We start from the raw sequence: 15,729 nt of genomic DNA on the forward strand, positions 1-15,729 counted from the left end.
CTATTGCCGATTGAGATTGCGTAATAAGAGTAATAACAAGGCGGAAATCACTAAAAGCCATAATGATGCACCAATAGCAATTTCAAAATCGCCACTAGCGATATTTAAATAGATTGCCATTGGCAAGGTTTCCGTTTTAAAGCGAGTGGCACCTGCTAACATTAAGGTTGCACCGAATTCCCCAATCGCTCTTGCCCAAGCTAAGATTGCACCGCTTAATAAGGGTTTCCAACACATAGGCAATTCCACTTTGATTAAGGATTGCCAAGGGGTGAGTCCAAGATTATAAGCGGTTAAGCGGTAGCCTATATCAAAATTGGCAAATGCCCCCCTTGCACTACGTAATAAAATGGAACTTGCAATATAGGTTTGAGCAATAATGATCCCCACAGGGCTAAATACCCAATCGCTGACGATGGGTAACCAAGTTGCCACAATACCTTGACGATTAAATAATAACAGTAGGCTTAATCCTGCCACTAATGGGGGTAAAACCATAGGGAGATCGAGTAGGGTATCGATCACTTTTTGCCAAGGTAAGGTTTTTTGGCTCATCACCCAAGCACTCGGAATAGCAATGATCATTGCCAACAAAAGTGAAATGATTGAACTACTCAGCGACATTCCCAAGGCAAAATAGAGTTCTTTATCCGTCAGAATTTCAATGAGAAAATGCTGATTGAGCTTACTGGTTAAGGATAAAATCGCCCCAACCACGATACATAACAATAATGCCAATGGGATAAGGGCGAAATATAAACTCAAACTATTGGGTGATCGGTAAGAAACCTTCATCAGTGAAGTATTTCACTCCTTCAGCAGATTTGAATAAGTCTAATAATTGTTTAGCTTCTTTTGGGTGCTGACTGGTTTTTAAGGTAGCGATGGTCACTTTTTCTTCAGGCGTACCTTTTGGATTGTCCAAAATCACTAATTTATCTTTTTCTTTCCACGCACCTGAACGCCCAACGACAGCAGCATCAACATCACCGTTGAGCAAATAAAGCATTAATTGTTTTACTGTTCCCGCTTTTACTACCACTTTTTCATTTAACGCTTTTTCATAACCAGAAAGTGCCAATATTTTTTCTGCCCCTTTACCTAATGCCATCGCTTTGCTATCACCAATACCAATACGTAAATTACTTTCTGCGAGAGCTTTCAAGGAATCAATGCCATCGGCTTTGTCTTTACGTACTGCCATGACGGGGATATGTAAGACTAATGGTGCTGATTCAATCACGTCACCTGTTTGTTGTAATTTTTCCACATAGTCGGCAGAACCGGGTAAATACAAATCACCTTGTTGGGTGGTTTGATAACGAGCTAATAACTGACCTGATCCTGCATATTCGACAGTGACTTTATTGTTGGTTTGTGTTTCAAATTGTTTAATAATTTTTTCAACGGGTGATTTCAAACCAGCCCCAGCATACAGGTGTAATTCAGCTGCAGATACTGTGGCAGTAAAACCAAGTGTTAATGCTAAGAGAGATAAAGAGACTTTCATGAGATTTTCCTTAATTTTATGAATAGAATAGCGTTATATATATCATTCTACAAAGAATTAGAGAAAACTTCAAAAGGTTTTCATTAGTTAAAAATTGAGTAAAAAAATACCGCACTTTAATCACTCAAAGTGCGGTGGAAAATGACTTAATTTTTCATTATTGTGTCGCTTGAATCGCTGTTAATGCGATGGTGTACACAATATCATCAACCAATGCACCACGAGATAAGTCGTTCACTGGTTTACGCATACCTTGTAACATTGGACCAATAGATACTAAATCCGCAGAGCGTTGCACTGCTTTGTATGTCGTATTACCTGTATTCAAATCAGGGAAGATGAATACCGTTGCTTTACCTGCTACAGGGGAATTTGGTGCTTTGGATTTTGCCACATCTTCCATCACGGCGGCATCATATTGTAATGGACCGTCAATGATTAAATCTGGACGTTTTTCTTTGGCAATACGAGTGGCTTCTTTTACTTTTTCAACATCTGCACCTGAACCTGATGTACCCGTTGAGTAAGAAATCATTGCCACTTTTGGTTCAATACCAAAGGCTTTGGCTGAATCGGCGGATTGAATGGCGATTTCCGCTAATTGTTCCGCATTTGGATCTGGGTTCACCGCACAGTCACCATAAACTAACACTTGATCTGGTAGCAACATAAAGAAGATCGAAGATACAATAGAGCTACCTGGGGCAGTTTTGATGATTTGCATTGGTGGACGAATGGTATTCGCTGTGGTATGCACGGCACCAGATACTAAACCATCTACTTCGTTAGCTTCTAACATCATTGTACCTAACACAACATTATCTTCTAACTGCTCGCGAGCTGAGGTTTCTGTCATGCCTTTGGCTTTACGTAATTCCACTAAACGAGCCACATAGTTTTCTCGTACTGAGGTTGGGTCAATTACCGTGATGCCTTTACCCAATGTTACACCCTGTGCTTCAGCTACACGTTGAACATCTGCTGGGTTAGCTAATAAGATACATTCTGCAATGCCACGTTCTGCACAAAGCACTGCAGCTTTAATGGTACGAGGTTCATCACCTTCAGGTAACACAATACGTTTTTTCGCCGCACGAGCTAATTCAGTTAATTGGAAACGGAACGCTGGTGGTGATAAACGACGAATACGTGAAGAAACTCCCGCAATTTGGTTAATAAAATCAGTGTCAAATTGTTGGCTGGTGTATTGTTTTATATTTTCAATCCGTTCTTTATCGTCAACGGGGACTTCTAAATTGAAACTTTGCAAATTTAATGCGGTTTGCCAAGTGTTGCCTTCAATGCGGAAAATTGGTAAACCTGTGGTTTCAAAAGCACGTTGGCATAATTTATTAATTTGATTATCAATTTTATAACCACCGGTTAATAAAATACCGCCTAATTCAATGCCGTTAGTTGCGGCCAATGCAGCGGCAGTTAATACATCAGGTCTATCCGCAGATGTCACTAATAAACTACCCGTACGGAAATGTTCCACCATATTTTGTAATCCTCTCGCACAGAAAGTAATACCACGAATACGGCGAGTCGTAATTTCCCCTTCGTTGAGAATAGCAGCACCGAGATGTTTGACCAAGTCGATAACACGGGTGGCGATTAATTCTGCTGACCAAGGAATACAGGCTAATACTTTAATTGGGCTGGTGGCGAATAAGCGATAAACTTCGCCAGCTTGGTTGTGGCTATGTTGGTATGAATCAAAAATCTCCGTTAAATCAGGACGGGTGCGACCACTGTCATCAACAGGAGCATTGAATTTGTTAATGACGACCCCAAGTAGGTTAGGGTTAGATTTTCCACCAAAAGATGCTGCCGCTGCTTCAACACGTTCTTTTAATTGATTCGGTGTATCTGTCGCAGGTGCAGCCACTAAAATAATTTCTGCATCTAAGGCTTGAGCAATTTCATAGTTAATTCTGTCGGCATAAGAATTTTTTCTAGTCGGAATTAACCCTTCTACAATAACGATTTCATTGTTTTTGCTTAATTGTTGGTGCTGTTCAACAATTTTTTCTAAAAGTACATCTGTTTGATTCTGACCAATTAAATTTTCGGCAATGCTTAACATAAAAGGTTCAGCGGTTTCGATACTTGTACTGGTACGTACAATAGAAGTTGTGCGATCTAATTTGTCTTCACCACTGCTAGGTTGCGAAATAGGCTTGATAAAACCAATTTTTGTACCTTTTTGTTCAAGCGCTTGAATTAAACCCAGACTAACACTAGTTAAACCAACGCCGCTACTGATTGGGATAAGAATAATAGTTCGTGACATAATATTTCCTAATTTGAGAGAATGTTGAGTAAAAAAGCAAACTGCCGATAATTATCGGCAGTCGTTTATGTGATTATTTTATGCAAAGACGAGCAGTATCTCGTGCAATCACTAATTCTTCATTAGTTGGAATAACCATGGCGATCGGGGTATTATCTTTAGTAATAATACCTTCATTACCAAAACGAGCGGCTAAGTTTTTCTCAGTATCTATGTTATAACCAAATAATTTTAAGTGATTTAAGGTGATCTCACGGACGTGAGCAGAGTTTTCCCCGATACCGCCAGTAAACACGATAGCATCTAAACGTTCACCGATAACTGCCATGTATGAACCGATATATTTAGCTAAACGGTAGCAATAGACATCTAACGCACGTTTGGCAGGTTCTTCTTTATCGTAGTTATCTTCTGCGTAACGGCAATCGCTCGTCACTTCAGTTAAACCTAATAAACCTGATTTTTTCACTAAGGTTTCTTCGATTTCATCCATTGACATACCTAAGTTTCTGTATAGATAGAACACGATTGCCGGGTCGATATCACCAGAACGAGTTCCCATCACTAAACCCTCTAATGGGGTTAAGCCCATAGACGTATCGATACATTCACCATGACGAACAGCAGACACAGAACCACCGTTACCTAAGTGACAAGTAATGACATTAATTTTATCTTCAGCAACACCTAAACGTTTTGCTGCTTCGCGGCTAACAAAGTAGTGGCTAGTACCATGGGCACCGTAACGACGAATGGCATGGTCTTTGTAAAGTGAGTATGGTAATGCGTATAAGTAGGCTTCTTCCGGCATGGTAGTATGGAATGCAGTATCAAATACGACCACGTTTTTATCTTTTAAATGTGGGAAAATATTGAACGCTTCTTTAATACCGATTAAGTGAGCAGGGTTGTGTAATGGGGCAAATTGAATGGCGTCTTCAATACCTTTTACCACTTCATCTGTGACGATAACTGATGAAGTAAATTTCTCACCACCGTGAACAATGCGGTGACCGATTGCGACAATGCTGTCTTTTAATTCTTGGGTTAATACATTTTCAACAATGAATTTCAAAGCTTCGCTGTGAGCCGCACCCGCACCTAAATCTGCGTTACCTTTCTCGCCGTGAATTTTCCATTTAATACGAGCTTCAGGGAGATAGAATGCTTCGGCTAAACCTGATAATTTTTCGTCACCAGAAACAGGATCTAAGATAGCAAATTTTAAAGATGAGCTACCACAGTTTAAGATAAGAACTAATTTTGACATAAATTAACCTATATTAAGGGTTGAAGTTAGAAGATATTCAGCAAACACTGAATAGACGTTTTTAAAGTCATAATACGTTATAGAATACACTTTTTTGGCGATAAAATAAATTATTAAGCGTAGAAAAATGTAATCTTTATCAAAAAAAGTTGAAAGTTTAAACATTTTTTATAAAGTGCGGTGTAAATTTCCTTTTTTTATTGGATTTTTTTGTGTAAAAGGGAGTATGCTAGTCGAGTATTTTTATTTTTCAATGAGAGAGAAAACATGACAACCATAAATTTAAACTTGCAAGATCTTTCTTGCCAACATTGCGTAAAAAACGTGAAACAAACCTTAGAAAAGATCTCGGGAGTAGAACATGCTGAGGTGAGTTTAACCCAAGCAGCAGTAATAGGAGAGGTATCTGCCCAAACCTTAATTGATGCCATTGTCGATGCAGGCTATCAAGCCCAACTTGCTGACCCAAAATAGATCTACCAACACAACAAAATCCTCAGCCTGATCCTGTGGTGGTAGAAAGTCGTCATGATCAGGCAAAAATCGCCCAAAATGCACCGCAGTTTACTTTGTTATTGGACGGATTAAGCTGTGTGGCTTGTGTCGCAAAAGTGCAAAAAGCCTTATTAAATGTGACAGGGGTGAGTTCTTCTCAAGTCAATTTAGCAGATAATACGGCTTTAGTGACAGGGTTTGTTGATCCGCAAGATTTAGTGCAGGCTGTGCTTGATATTGGTTATGGGGCAGAATTAGTTGAAGATGAAAACCAGCGTCGCGTAAAACAGCAAGCCCAACAGCAACAGGAAATTCAACAACGTCGTTGGCAAGCCACGGTGGCGTTAGTGGTCGGTTTTGGTTTATTCTTTTGGGGAATCTTTGGCGGTCAAATGCAAGTGACAGCCGACAATCAACTAAATTGGATGGCGGTTGGCTTGCTGGTATTGGCAGTGATCTGGTTTACGGGTCAGCATTTCTATCAACGAGCTTGGCTTAACTTACGTAATAAATCCACGACTATGGATACCTTAGTAGCATTAGGAACGGGGACGGCATGGCTTTATTCTTTTATGGTAGTTCTATTTCCCGATTTTTTCCCTGAAAATGCTCGTCATCTTTATTTTGAAAGCAGTGCCATGATTATTGGCTTGATTAATATCGGAAAAATACTTGAACTTAAAGCCAAACAGCAATCATCACAAGCCCTTGAACGATTATTCGATCTTACCCCCCAAACCGCCAAAGTTGTGACGGAAAACGGTGAAACAGAATTGCCGTTAAGCCTAGTTCAAGTTGGCATGCGACTACGTTTACAAACGGGCGATCGGGTTTGTGTTGATGGAGTTGTGACGCAAGGTCATGGCTGGGTGGATGAAAGTATGCTAACGGGAGAGCCGATCCCCATTCAAAAAGAAAAAGGTGACAGGGTGAGTGCTGGAACATTAGTAACAGACGGTACGTTGCTTTTTCAAGCAGAACAAATTGGCAATCACACCCGATTAGCGAATATCATCAAATTAGTGCGACAAGCTCAAAGTAGCAAACCAGAAATTGGGCAATTAGCCGATAAAATTGCGAGTGTATTTGTTCCTGCCGTAATAATGATTGCATTCATTTCTGCATTGGTTTGGTATGTGGTTACGCAACAGATTTCTTATGCTTTCGTCATATTAACCACCGTGTTAATTATTGCTTGCCCTTGTGCTTTAGGGTTGGCAACACCGATGTCAATTATTGCTGGCATTGGACGAGCGGCAGAATTAGGCGTGTTAGTTCGTGATGCAGATGCCTTGCAACAAGCGGCGAGTGCAGACACGATTGTATTTGATAAAACGGGTACTTTGACACAAGGTGAGCCAACGGTGACAGCAGTTTATACCTTTGGTGGTGTTGAACAAAAAAGTGCGGTGCAATTTGCGGCAAGTTTAGAGCAGGGAGCGAATCATCCCTTAGCCAAAGCCTTATTAGCTTACGCCCAAAATATCACATTAATTGAACCCAGCCAATTTAGCACGTTAAAAGGACTTGGAGTTAGTGGTGTCATTCATGGCAAAAAATTGTGGTTAGGCAATCGCACTTTATTACAGCAACAGAATATAGATACAGACATTGCAGAAGCCGATTTTTTGACAGAAAGCGAAAAAGGGGCAACGGTGATCTTTTTGGCGGAGCAAAATCAACTTGTCGCCATGTTTGCGATTCGAGATCCACTGCGAGATGACACAGTCACTGCTGTACAACGGTTACAGCAACAGGGTTATCATTTAGTGATGCTGACTGGAGATCAACAAAAAACGGCACAAGCGATTGCCGATGAAATTGGTATTGAACAGGTTATTGCGGGCGTATTGCCAGAAGATAAAGCACAAGTTATTCAGCGATTACAGGCTCAAGGACGTAAAGTCGTGATGGTGGGGGACGGTATTAATGATGCTCCAGCGTTGGCTCAAGCGGACGTGAGTATGGCAATGGCAAGTGGTTCGGATATTGCGATTGAAACCGCCGAACTGACGTTAATGCGACATAGTATTAACAGTGTAGCAGATGGGTTACAGCTGGCTAAAGCGACATTAAGTAATATGAAACAAAATTTATTTTTTGCTTTTGTCTATAACTGCTTGGGTATTCCTCTTGCAGCAGGGGTATTTTATCCGTTATTAGGAATATTGCTGAATCCTATGATAGGCGGGGCTGCTATGGCTTGTTCGTCCATTACTGTGGTAACAAATGCGAATAGATTATTAAGATTTATACCCAAAAATTGATATTAATCAATAAATAAGTCGATTAGGCTTTTTATTCATAAGGTTTTTAGGTATGATCCAAGCATCAAGATAAATGCTTGATAATTCATAAAGTTCCTAAAGAAATATAATAAATAATAGCTAAACTACTTTCCTACCACCCTAATCAGGGTGGTTTTTTTATTTATAATGTGGCAATCAGAAGTTGGATAAAAAAGACCAGCGAAATCGCCATTTCGGCTAAACCTACCTGTTTAGTGGAGAGCTTTTTAGTTGGCAATATAATCGCTCTGGTTAATGGAATAACAAACGCCAGTGCTAATAAAAATTGTTGAAAAGGCAGAAAAATCATCACGCATACTGTATGGTAAAGAATAGAAGTAATGAAATAAAAAGGATTTTTCCGCTCACGTAAGACTGATTTGACATAGAGCGTCACGCCGATAAAAAATAGGCTAGGTAATGTGGCAACCCACCAAATCCGTTGATCAAATTGGTTTTCTGCAAAATAATAGGCTGCCATTCCCGCAATCGCAAAAATAACAATCGCATTAAGATCATTTAATAAAGCACGTTCATCTTTTTGTTTTACAAAATAGATACTGACAAAACTTAAGGGAATAAACAATATGGCAAAATATAAAATTTTCCAGTTATACCAAAGTGCTGGAATGACAAAAATGAAACAAGCACTAGCGTAAATCATTGTCCATTTTCTATACAATGCTAAATTTCTTCCTTTAAATAAATTGAGAAAAGGATAGGTCATTAAGTATAAGGAAAACCAAGCGAGTAGTAGAAAAAAATGTTGCCAAATAGGGTGAGAAAGCAACATTCCGTATAAAAATGGCATTAATGCCATCACAATAGCCCCGTGTTGGTTAGAGATTAATAATTTCATAAGTAAAGTCATTAGATGAGAATGGTTAAAATTTTAATTTATTTTTAGCTAAATTGGTATAAACTTTTCGGGGTAATTTAAAGGAGATAACCATGACAATTCAACGCTTTCATCAAGCAACACGATATTCAGAAATAGCAGTACATAACGGCGTAGCTTATTTAGCAGGACAAATACCAGAAAATACACCTAACCAACCTATTTACCAACAGACCAAAGATGTATTGGATTTAATTGATAAATTACTGGCAGAAGTCAACTCGGATAAAAGCCAAATTTTAATGGCACAAATTTTTTTAGCGGATATGCAAGATTATGCAGAAATGAACCGTGCTTGGGATGAATGGGTGGCTAACAATAACGCACCGCCTCGAGCTTGTGTAGAAGCGAAATTAGCAGATCACAGCTGGAAAGTGGAAATTGTGGTAACGGCTGCAACGCATTAATATAGATGAGAAAAACAGGTAATGAGAGTGATAAAATATTATTACCTGTTTTTATTTTCAGTTAAAAACAGAATAAAATGCTTGCCTTTTAGGCAAAAATGCGTATTATAGCCGTCTATACTTCTAAATGAAAAATTAAGGAACATTATGTCAAGCTATTTATTTACCTCTGAAAGTGTATCAGAGGGACACCCTGATAAAATTGCTGATCAAATTTCAGATGCGGTGTTAGACGAAATTTTAAAACAAGATCCCAAAGCTCGTGTAGCCTGTGAAACCTATGTAAAAACGGGTATGGCATTAGTCGGTGGAGAAATTACCACCTCCGCTTGGGTAGATATTGAAAACTTAACGCGTCAAGTGATTTGTGAAATTGGTTATGAACATTCAGATATGGGATTTGACGGAAAATCCTGTGCGGTATTAAATGCCATTGGTAAACAATCTTCTGATATTAATCAAGGAGTTGACCGTGCTAATCCATTAGATCAAGGTGCTGGTGACCAAGGTATTATGTTTGGTTATGCCACTAACGAAACCGATGTATTGATGCCAGCTGCGATTACTTACGCTCACCGCTTAATGGAACGTCAAGCACAGGTGCGTAAAAATGGCACATTAGATTGGTTGCGTCCAGATGCGAAAAGCCAAGTTACCCTGAAATATGATAATAACAAAATTATCGGTGTCGATGCCGTAGTGCTTTCCACGCAACACAGTGACGCAGTGAGCCAAGCCGATTTAATTGACGGCGTGATGGAAGAAATTATTAAGCCGATCTTGCCAGCAGAATGGTTAAATAAAGATACTAAATATTTCATTAACCCAACAGGACGCTTTGTTATTGGCGGTCCAATGGGCGACTGCGGTTTAACGGGACGTAAAATTATCGTGGATACCTACGGCGGTGCTGCACGTCACGGTGGCGGTGCCTTTTCAGGCAAGGATCCGTCAAAAGTCGATCGTTCAGCCGCTTATGCCGCACGTTATGTAGCAAAAAATATCGTGGCAGCAGGTTTGGCAGATCGCTGCGAAATCCAACTATCTTATGCGATTGGCGTAGCGGATCCCACTTCTATTATGGTGGAAACCTTTGGCACAGGCAAAGTGAGCAATGAATTGTTAGTTAATCTTGTGCGTGAATTTTTCGATCTCCGCCCTTATGGTTTAATTAAAATGTTAGATTTAATCCAACCAATTTATCGTCAAACCGCAGCTTATGGACATTTTGGACGTGAGCAATTCCCGTGGGAAAAAATTGATCGTGCGGAAGAATTGAGAAAGGCGGCTGGGTTGTAGTTATTTTCTTGATAAGAAAATGGGCTAATTAGCCCATTTTAGTTATATAATTTTCCTATATTTTTTCAAAAGAAGACTTACCATGAAAAAACAAAACCTTGTCATTCTCGGCTCAACAGGCTCAATCGGTACTAGTACGCTTTCTGTCATCGAACATAATCCCGAACAATATCAGGCATTTGCCTTAGTAGGTGGACGTAATGTGGATTTAATGGTTCAACAATGCGTGAAATTTCAACCGCAGTTTGCAGCCTTAGATGATGATCGTGCAGCGAAAAAATTAACAGAAAAATTAACCGCACTTGGTAGTCAAACGCAAGTATTAAGCGGAAAAAAAGCGATTTGTGAATTGGCAGCTCACCCTGATGCGGATCAAGTAATGGCAGCGATTGTGGGGGCGGCAGGACTGTTACCAACGCTTTCCGCTGTACAAGCCAGTAAAAAAGTGTTGTTAGCCAATAAAGAAAGTTTGGTCACTTGCGGACAGATTTTTATTGACGCGGTGAAAAAATCACAGGCTCGATTATTGCCCGTGGATAGTGAGCATAATGCCATTTTCCAATCTTTACCGCCCGAAGCCCAACAAAAAATTGGTTTTTGTCCGTTGCAAGAATTGGGGATTAGTAAAATTGTGCTGACGGGATCGGGTGGACCTTTCCGTTATACGGATTTAAGTGAGTTTGATGGCATTACGCCAGCACAAGCGGTGGCACACCCGAACTGGTCTATGGGTAAAAAGATCTCGGTGGATAGTGCCACCATGATGAACAAAGGGCTGGAATATATTGAAGCTCGTTGGTTATTTAATGCCAGTGCCGATGAAATGGAGGTCATTATTCACCCACAATCCATTATTCATTCCATGGTGCGTTATATTGACGGATCAGTGATTGCTCAAATGGGCAATCCTGATATGCGTACGCCGATTGCAGAAACCATGGCGTATCCAAATCGCATTGTATCGGGTGTAGCCCCCTTAGATTTTTATCAGCTGAATGGCTTAACCTTTTTAGCCCCCGATTTTAACCGTTATCCCAATTTGAAATTAGCCATTGATGCGTTTGCGGCGGGGCAATATGCTACTACGGCGATGAATGCGGCGAATGAAATTGCCGTGGACGCGTTTTTAAATGGGCAAATTAAATTCACCGATATTGCTCGAGTGAATCAGCAGGTAGTAGAAAAAATTCAACCGCAGAAAATCACGGAAATTGACGATGTATTAAATTTAGATCGGGTGGCTCGGGAATTAGCATATTGCTATATTGCATAAAAAGATCGTAAAAAAGACCGCACTTTAAGCATAGAGAGCAGAGGAGCGAGTAACATGACAAATCATCAAAAAGGTCTGGCGTTTGCTCATCTTGCTGCGGTGTTGTTTGGCATGACGGGTATTTTAGGGGCGTTAATCCAAATGGATGCCAGCCTGATTACCTTTGGGCGTGCGAGTTTGGCGTTTATCAGCCTTTATCTTTATAGTCGTCTAGTGGGGATTTCATTAAAGCAACATTTATCGCTATTTTTTATAGGACGATTACTTTTCTCGGGTGTGTTGCTGGCTATTCATTGGGTGACCTTTTTTTATGCCGTCAAAATCGGTGGCGTGGCAATGGCAACCCTTGGTTTTGCCAGTTTTCCCGCGTTTATTACCTTGATAGAGCGTTTTATTTTGCGAGATAAGGTGAATAAAACCGCGTGGGGATTGGTTTTTATAGTGATGTTCGGCTTATTTCTGGTATCACCTGAATTGACTTGGCACAATGCCAATAGCGTGGGGCTGGTGTGGGGGATTATTTCAGGATTGAGCTTTGCAGGTCTGGCGGTGGTTAATCGTACCATGGGACATCAGCTGAGTGCGATCAGCATTTCCTTTTGGCAAAATCTGATTGTTGCATTCGTCACCTTACCCGCACTTTGGTTTATTTCGCTTTCCATGACGGGGAGCGATGGCGTGTATTTGCTTATTTTGAGTGTGATTTGCACCGCACTTTCCCATGTGCTGTTTGTCAGTAGCGTAAAATATATTCCTGCACGTATCACAGGATTAATTATTTCCTTAGAACCCGTTTATGCCATTGCAGTAGCGTGGTGGCTGTTTAATGAACAGCCTACTTTAAAAATGATCATCGGCGGTATATTGATTATTGGGGCGGCTGTTTATCCGCATGAAAAAGCAGCACATTCGGAAAAATAATAGGGCGATAAAATGGCATAATTCGCCTAAATATGCTATATTCACGCCCAAATTTTCAATTCACCTTTGTGATTTAGGATTAAATGAAAGAATTAGATCCGCATAATATACCGAAACATGTGGCCATTATTATGGATGGCAATGGACGTTGGGCGAAAAGCCAAGGTAAAATGCGAGTATTTGGGCATACAAATGGGGTAAAAGCGGTACGCCGAGCAGTGTCCTATGCACGCCAAATTGGGGTGCAATCTTTGACCATGTATGCCTTTAGCAGTGAAAACTGGAATCGTCCAGAGCAAGAAGTATCTGCTTTGATGACCTTATTTATGCAAGCCTTAGATTCAGAAGTGAAAAAGTTGCATAAGAATAATATTCGGTTAAATATTATCGGCGATACGGCTAAATTCAGTGAAAAATTGCAACAAAAAATTATCAACGCAGAAAAATTAACCGAAAAAAACACCGCACTTTGCTTAAATATTGCGGCTAATTATGGTGGCTGTTGGGACATTGTTCAGGCGACCCAAAAACTGGCTTTGCAAGTAAAATCAGGTGAACTGGCAGTGGATCAAATTGATGAAAATATATTTCAACAACAGTTGGCTACGGCACAACAGCCCCCAGTGGATTTATTAATCCGTACCAGTGGTGAACAACGGATCAGCAATTTTTTACTCTGGCAAATTGCCTATGCTGAATTATTTTTTTCTCCTGTGCTGTGGCCAGATTTTGATGAAACAGAATTTAATCAGGCCATTTGGACCTATCAACAACGTGAACGCCGTTTTGGCGGTGCTTAAAGAAGGAAAGGAACGTGCTTAAACAACGTATTTTATCGGCTATTGTGATGATCGCTCTTGTCTGTGCCGCTTTATTTTTATTTTCCCCCTTTTATTTTACGTTGGCATTAGGCGTGATTATCACGGCTGGCGTATGGGAATGGACACAATTTCCACGTTTAAAAATCGTTTGGCGTTTTGTGGCGACGTCGATTGCCTTGGCGGTGTTATTTGTTTGGATCTTCAGTCAAGCCGATTATTTAAATGCAGGGCGAGTGTTTGCAGATTATGCTGAACCTTTATTGCTTGTTTCTGTGATTTGGTGGCTTGTCGCCTTGGGCTTAGTTGTGACGTATCCAGAATCTGCCAAAATCTGGAGCAACTCTTTAATTCTTCAAATTATTTTTGCACTTGTGACTTTGGTGCCTTTCCTTATTGCGGTGGCGGCATTACGGTTAGAAAATTATAATGTGAACAGCTTACATGGCATTCAATTATTACTTTATGTGTTTGTGTTAGTCTGGGCTGCAGATAGCGGTGCTTATTTTGCAGGGCGGAAATTTGGAAAACACAAACTTGCCCCGAAAGTGTCACCGGGAAAAACTTGGCAAGGAGTGATTGGTGGCGTGATTACTGCCGGTGTGTTGTCCGAATTATTTATCTATTTGGTCGGTGATAACTTTTTCATGCACGGAAATACCTTAAATTTAACCGCACTTTCTATTGCGACTGTGGCCGTTTCCGTATTAGGCGATTTAACCGAAAGTATGTTTAAACGCCAAAGTGGCATTAAAGACAGTAGTAATTTAATTCCTGGGCATGGTGGTATTTTGGATCGCATTGATAGCTTAACAGCAGCCGCCCCATTTTTTGCTTATTTCTACTTTTTCTGGCTCTAACAGGCGGTATTGATGTCATTTTTGTGGTCGTTGGTTTCTTTTATTATTGTGATTGGTGTACTGGTATCAGTACACGAATATGGGCATTTCTGGGCGGCCAGAAAGTGCGGTATAAAGGTCCATCGTTTTTCTATTGGTTTTGGCAAGGTGCTGTGGTCAAGAAAAGATAAGCAAGGTACCGAATTTGCGGTGTCACTGATTCCATTGGGTGGCTATGTAAAAATGTTGGACGAACGCAATGAAGACGTGCCAGCACATTTAAAATCCCAATCCTTTAATAGCAAAACCGTTTTACAACGTATGTTTGTGATTGTGGCAGGCCCTGTGGCGAATTTTATTTTTGCTATTCTCGCTTATTGGATCGTATTTGCGGTGGGGATTCCCAGTGTTAAACCAGTGATTGATAGCGTTAAACCAAATAGTATTGCGGCTCAGGCTCAACTTGCCCCGAATAGTCAAATTCTAGCGGTGGATGGCACGGAATCGCCTGATTGGGAAACCATCAATATGTTGCTTGCGACTAAGTTAGGCAATGATCAAGTGACATTAACGGTCACGCCTTTTGGTGAAGATCGCCCACAACAAAAAACCTTAAATATCCAATCATGGACATTTGATCCGGATAAACAAAGTGCCTTTGGTGCCTTAGGAATTCAGCCAGTAGGCAATAAAGTCGAGATGAAAATTGCTAAAATTGTGGAAAATTCTCCGGCACAACAAGCTGGCTTATTAGTGGGAGATGAAATTTATACCCAACAGGGAGAAATTTTTGCGTGGCAAGATTTCGTCCAACAAGTTCAACAAGGTTATCCGTTGTCGTTGCAAATTCATCGGAATGGGCAAATTTTAGCAGTGGCATTAGTCCCCGAGCTGCAAGAAAAACGTTATGTGGTCGGTATTGCACCGACGATTCATCCGTTGAATGAACAGTATCGTACAGAATTAAAATATGATATGCTTGATGCCTTATGGAAAGGGGCTGAAAAAACAGCACAACTTTCTTGGTTGACACTCAAAGTAATCGGCAAATTATTGACAGGTGATTTGTCCCTGAATAATTTAAGTGGTCCGATTTCCATTGCACAAGGGGCAGGAATGTCTTCGCAAATTGGGTTAATTTATTACCTCAGTTTTATGGCATTAATTAGTGTTAACCTAGGTATGATGAATTTATTTCCGTTGCCCGTACTTGATGGCGGACATTTAGTGTTTTTGGCAGCGGAAGGGATCAACGGCAAACCTGTATCAGATAAGGTGCAAAATATGTGTTATCGCATTGGCGCGACCTTGTTATTAATGCTGACGGTGTTTGCGTTATTTAATGATTTTTTACGTTTATAGCGAGAACGTTTTAAAATTTTAGCAGTCTTTATAGAGTGTTAGGGTTAATATCC

At 40.3% G+C, this 15,729-nt stretch carries 14 protein-coding genes; 9 read left to right on the forward strand and 5 right to left on the reverse strand.

The window, feature by feature from the left end:
- The 4 genes from O1Q79_RS01875 to O1Q79_RS01890 form a co-directional block, all read right to left on the reverse strand.
- Positions 1-795, reverse strand: a complete 795-nt coding sequence (locus O1Q79_RS01875) for an ABC transporter permease (RefSeq protein WP_386692690.1) — start codon at positions 793-795, stop codon at positions 1-3.
- Positions 767-1,510, reverse strand: coding sequence for a molybdate ABC transporter substrate-binding protein (gene modA / locus O1Q79_RS01880; protein ID WP_386692692.1), 744 nt, complete (start codon positions 1,508-1,510; stop codon positions 767-769). The genes O1Q79_RS01875 and modA overlap by 29 nt, the downstream gene beginning before the upstream one ends.
- 157 nt (positions 1,511-1,667) lie before the next feature.
- Positions 1,668-3,806 (reverse strand): phosphate acetyltransferase, encoded by a 2,139-nt coding sequence (gene pta, locus O1Q79_RS01885; RefSeq protein ID WP_386692693.1) that lies wholly within the window; start codon positions 3,804-3,806, stop codon positions 1,668-1,670.
- A 73-nt stretch (positions 3,807-3,879) separates the two neighbouring features.
- Positions 3,880-5,076 (reverse strand): acetate kinase, encoded by a 1,197-nt coding sequence (locus tag O1Q79_RS01890; RefSeq protein WP_386692694.1) that lies wholly within the window; start codon positions 5,074-5,076, stop codon positions 3,880-3,882.
- A gap of 267 nt (positions 5,077-5,343) precedes the next feature.
- On the opposite strand from O1Q79_RS01890, the gene O1Q79_RS01895 reads away from it, so the two are divergent.
- Together O1Q79_RS01895 and O1Q79_RS01900 are read left to right on the forward strand one after the other, a co-directional pair.
- The gene (locus O1Q79_RS01895; RefSeq protein ID WP_386692695.1) at positions 5,344-5,550 is read left to right on the forward strand and encodes a cation transporter; all 207 of its coding nucleotides are present in this window, start codon (positions 5,344-5,346) and stop codon (positions 5,548-5,550) included.
- A 38-nt stretch (positions 5,551-5,588) separates the two neighbouring features.
- Positions 5,589-7,838, forward strand: a complete 2,250-nt coding sequence (locus O1Q79_RS01900; RefSeq protein ID WP_386692696.1) for a copper-translocating P-type ATPase — start codon at positions 5,589-5,591, stop codon at positions 7,836-7,838.
- A gap of 163 nt (positions 7,839-8,001) precedes the next feature.
- Here the strand turns inward: O1Q79_RS01900 and O1Q79_RS01905 are convergent, their stop codons facing one another.
- The gene (locus O1Q79_RS01905) at positions 8,002-8,718 is read right to left on the reverse strand and encodes a YwiC-like family protein (protein ID WP_386692697.1); all 717 of its coding nucleotides are present in this window, start codon (positions 8,716-8,718) and stop codon (positions 8,002-8,004) included.
- A gap of 92 nt (positions 8,719-8,810) precedes the next feature.
- Here O1Q79_RS01905 and O1Q79_RS01910 point away from each other — a divergent pair, with 92 nt between their 5' ends.
- The 7 genes from O1Q79_RS01910 to rseP all read left to right on the forward strand — a co-directional run bounded on the left by O1Q79_RS01910 (position 8,811) and on the right by rseP (position 15,676).
- A complete protein-coding gene (locus O1Q79_RS01910; RefSeq protein ID WP_386692698.1) occupies positions 8,811-9,164 on the forward strand; it encodes a RidA family protein in 354 nt (117 codons plus the stop codon).
- A gap of 147 nt (positions 9,165-9,311) precedes the next feature.
- Positions 9,312-10,463, forward strand: a complete 1,152-nt coding sequence (gene metK / locus O1Q79_RS01915) for a methionine adenosyltransferase (RefSeq protein ID WP_386686971.1) — start codon at positions 9,312-9,314, stop codon at positions 10,461-10,463.
- Between the two features lie 82 nt (positions 10,464-10,545).
- Positions 10,546-11,736, forward strand: coding sequence for a 1-deoxy-D-xylulose-5-phosphate reductoisomerase (gene ispC / locus O1Q79_RS01920; protein ID WP_386692699.1), 1,191 nt, complete (start codon positions 10,546-10,548; stop codon positions 11,734-11,736).
- A gap of 54 nt (positions 11,737-11,790) precedes the next feature.
- The gene (locus tag O1Q79_RS01925; RefSeq protein WP_386692700.1) at positions 11,791-12,657 is read left to right on the forward strand and encodes a DMT family transporter; all 867 of its coding nucleotides are present in this window, start codon (positions 11,791-11,793) and stop codon (positions 12,655-12,657) included.
- An 83-nt stretch (positions 12,658-12,740) separates the two neighbouring features.
- The gene (uppS, locus tag O1Q79_RS01930; protein ID WP_386692701.1) at positions 12,741-13,457 is read left to right on the forward strand and encodes a polyprenyl diphosphate synthase; all 717 of its coding nucleotides are present in this window, start codon (positions 12,741-12,743) and stop codon (positions 13,455-13,457) included.
- A 14-nt stretch (positions 13,458-13,471) separates the two neighbouring features.
- Positions 13,472-14,335, forward strand: a complete 864-nt coding sequence (locus tag O1Q79_RS01935) for a phosphatidate cytidylyltransferase (RefSeq protein ID WP_386692702.1) — start codon at positions 13,472-13,474, stop codon at positions 14,333-14,335.
- A gap of 12 nt (positions 14,336-14,347) precedes the next feature.
- The gene (gene rseP / locus O1Q79_RS01940; protein WP_386692704.1) at positions 14,348-15,676 is read left to right on the forward strand and encodes a sigma E protease regulator RseP; all 1,329 of its coding nucleotides are present in this window, start codon (positions 14,348-14,350) and stop codon (positions 15,674-15,676) included.
- The last annotated feature ends 53 nt before the right edge of the window (positions 15,677-15,729 follow it).

The organism is Lonepinella sp. MS14434 (assembly GCF_042468235.1).
Taxonomy (GTDB): domain Bacteria; phylum Pseudomonadota; class Gammaproteobacteria; order Enterobacterales; family Pasteurellaceae; genus Lonepinella.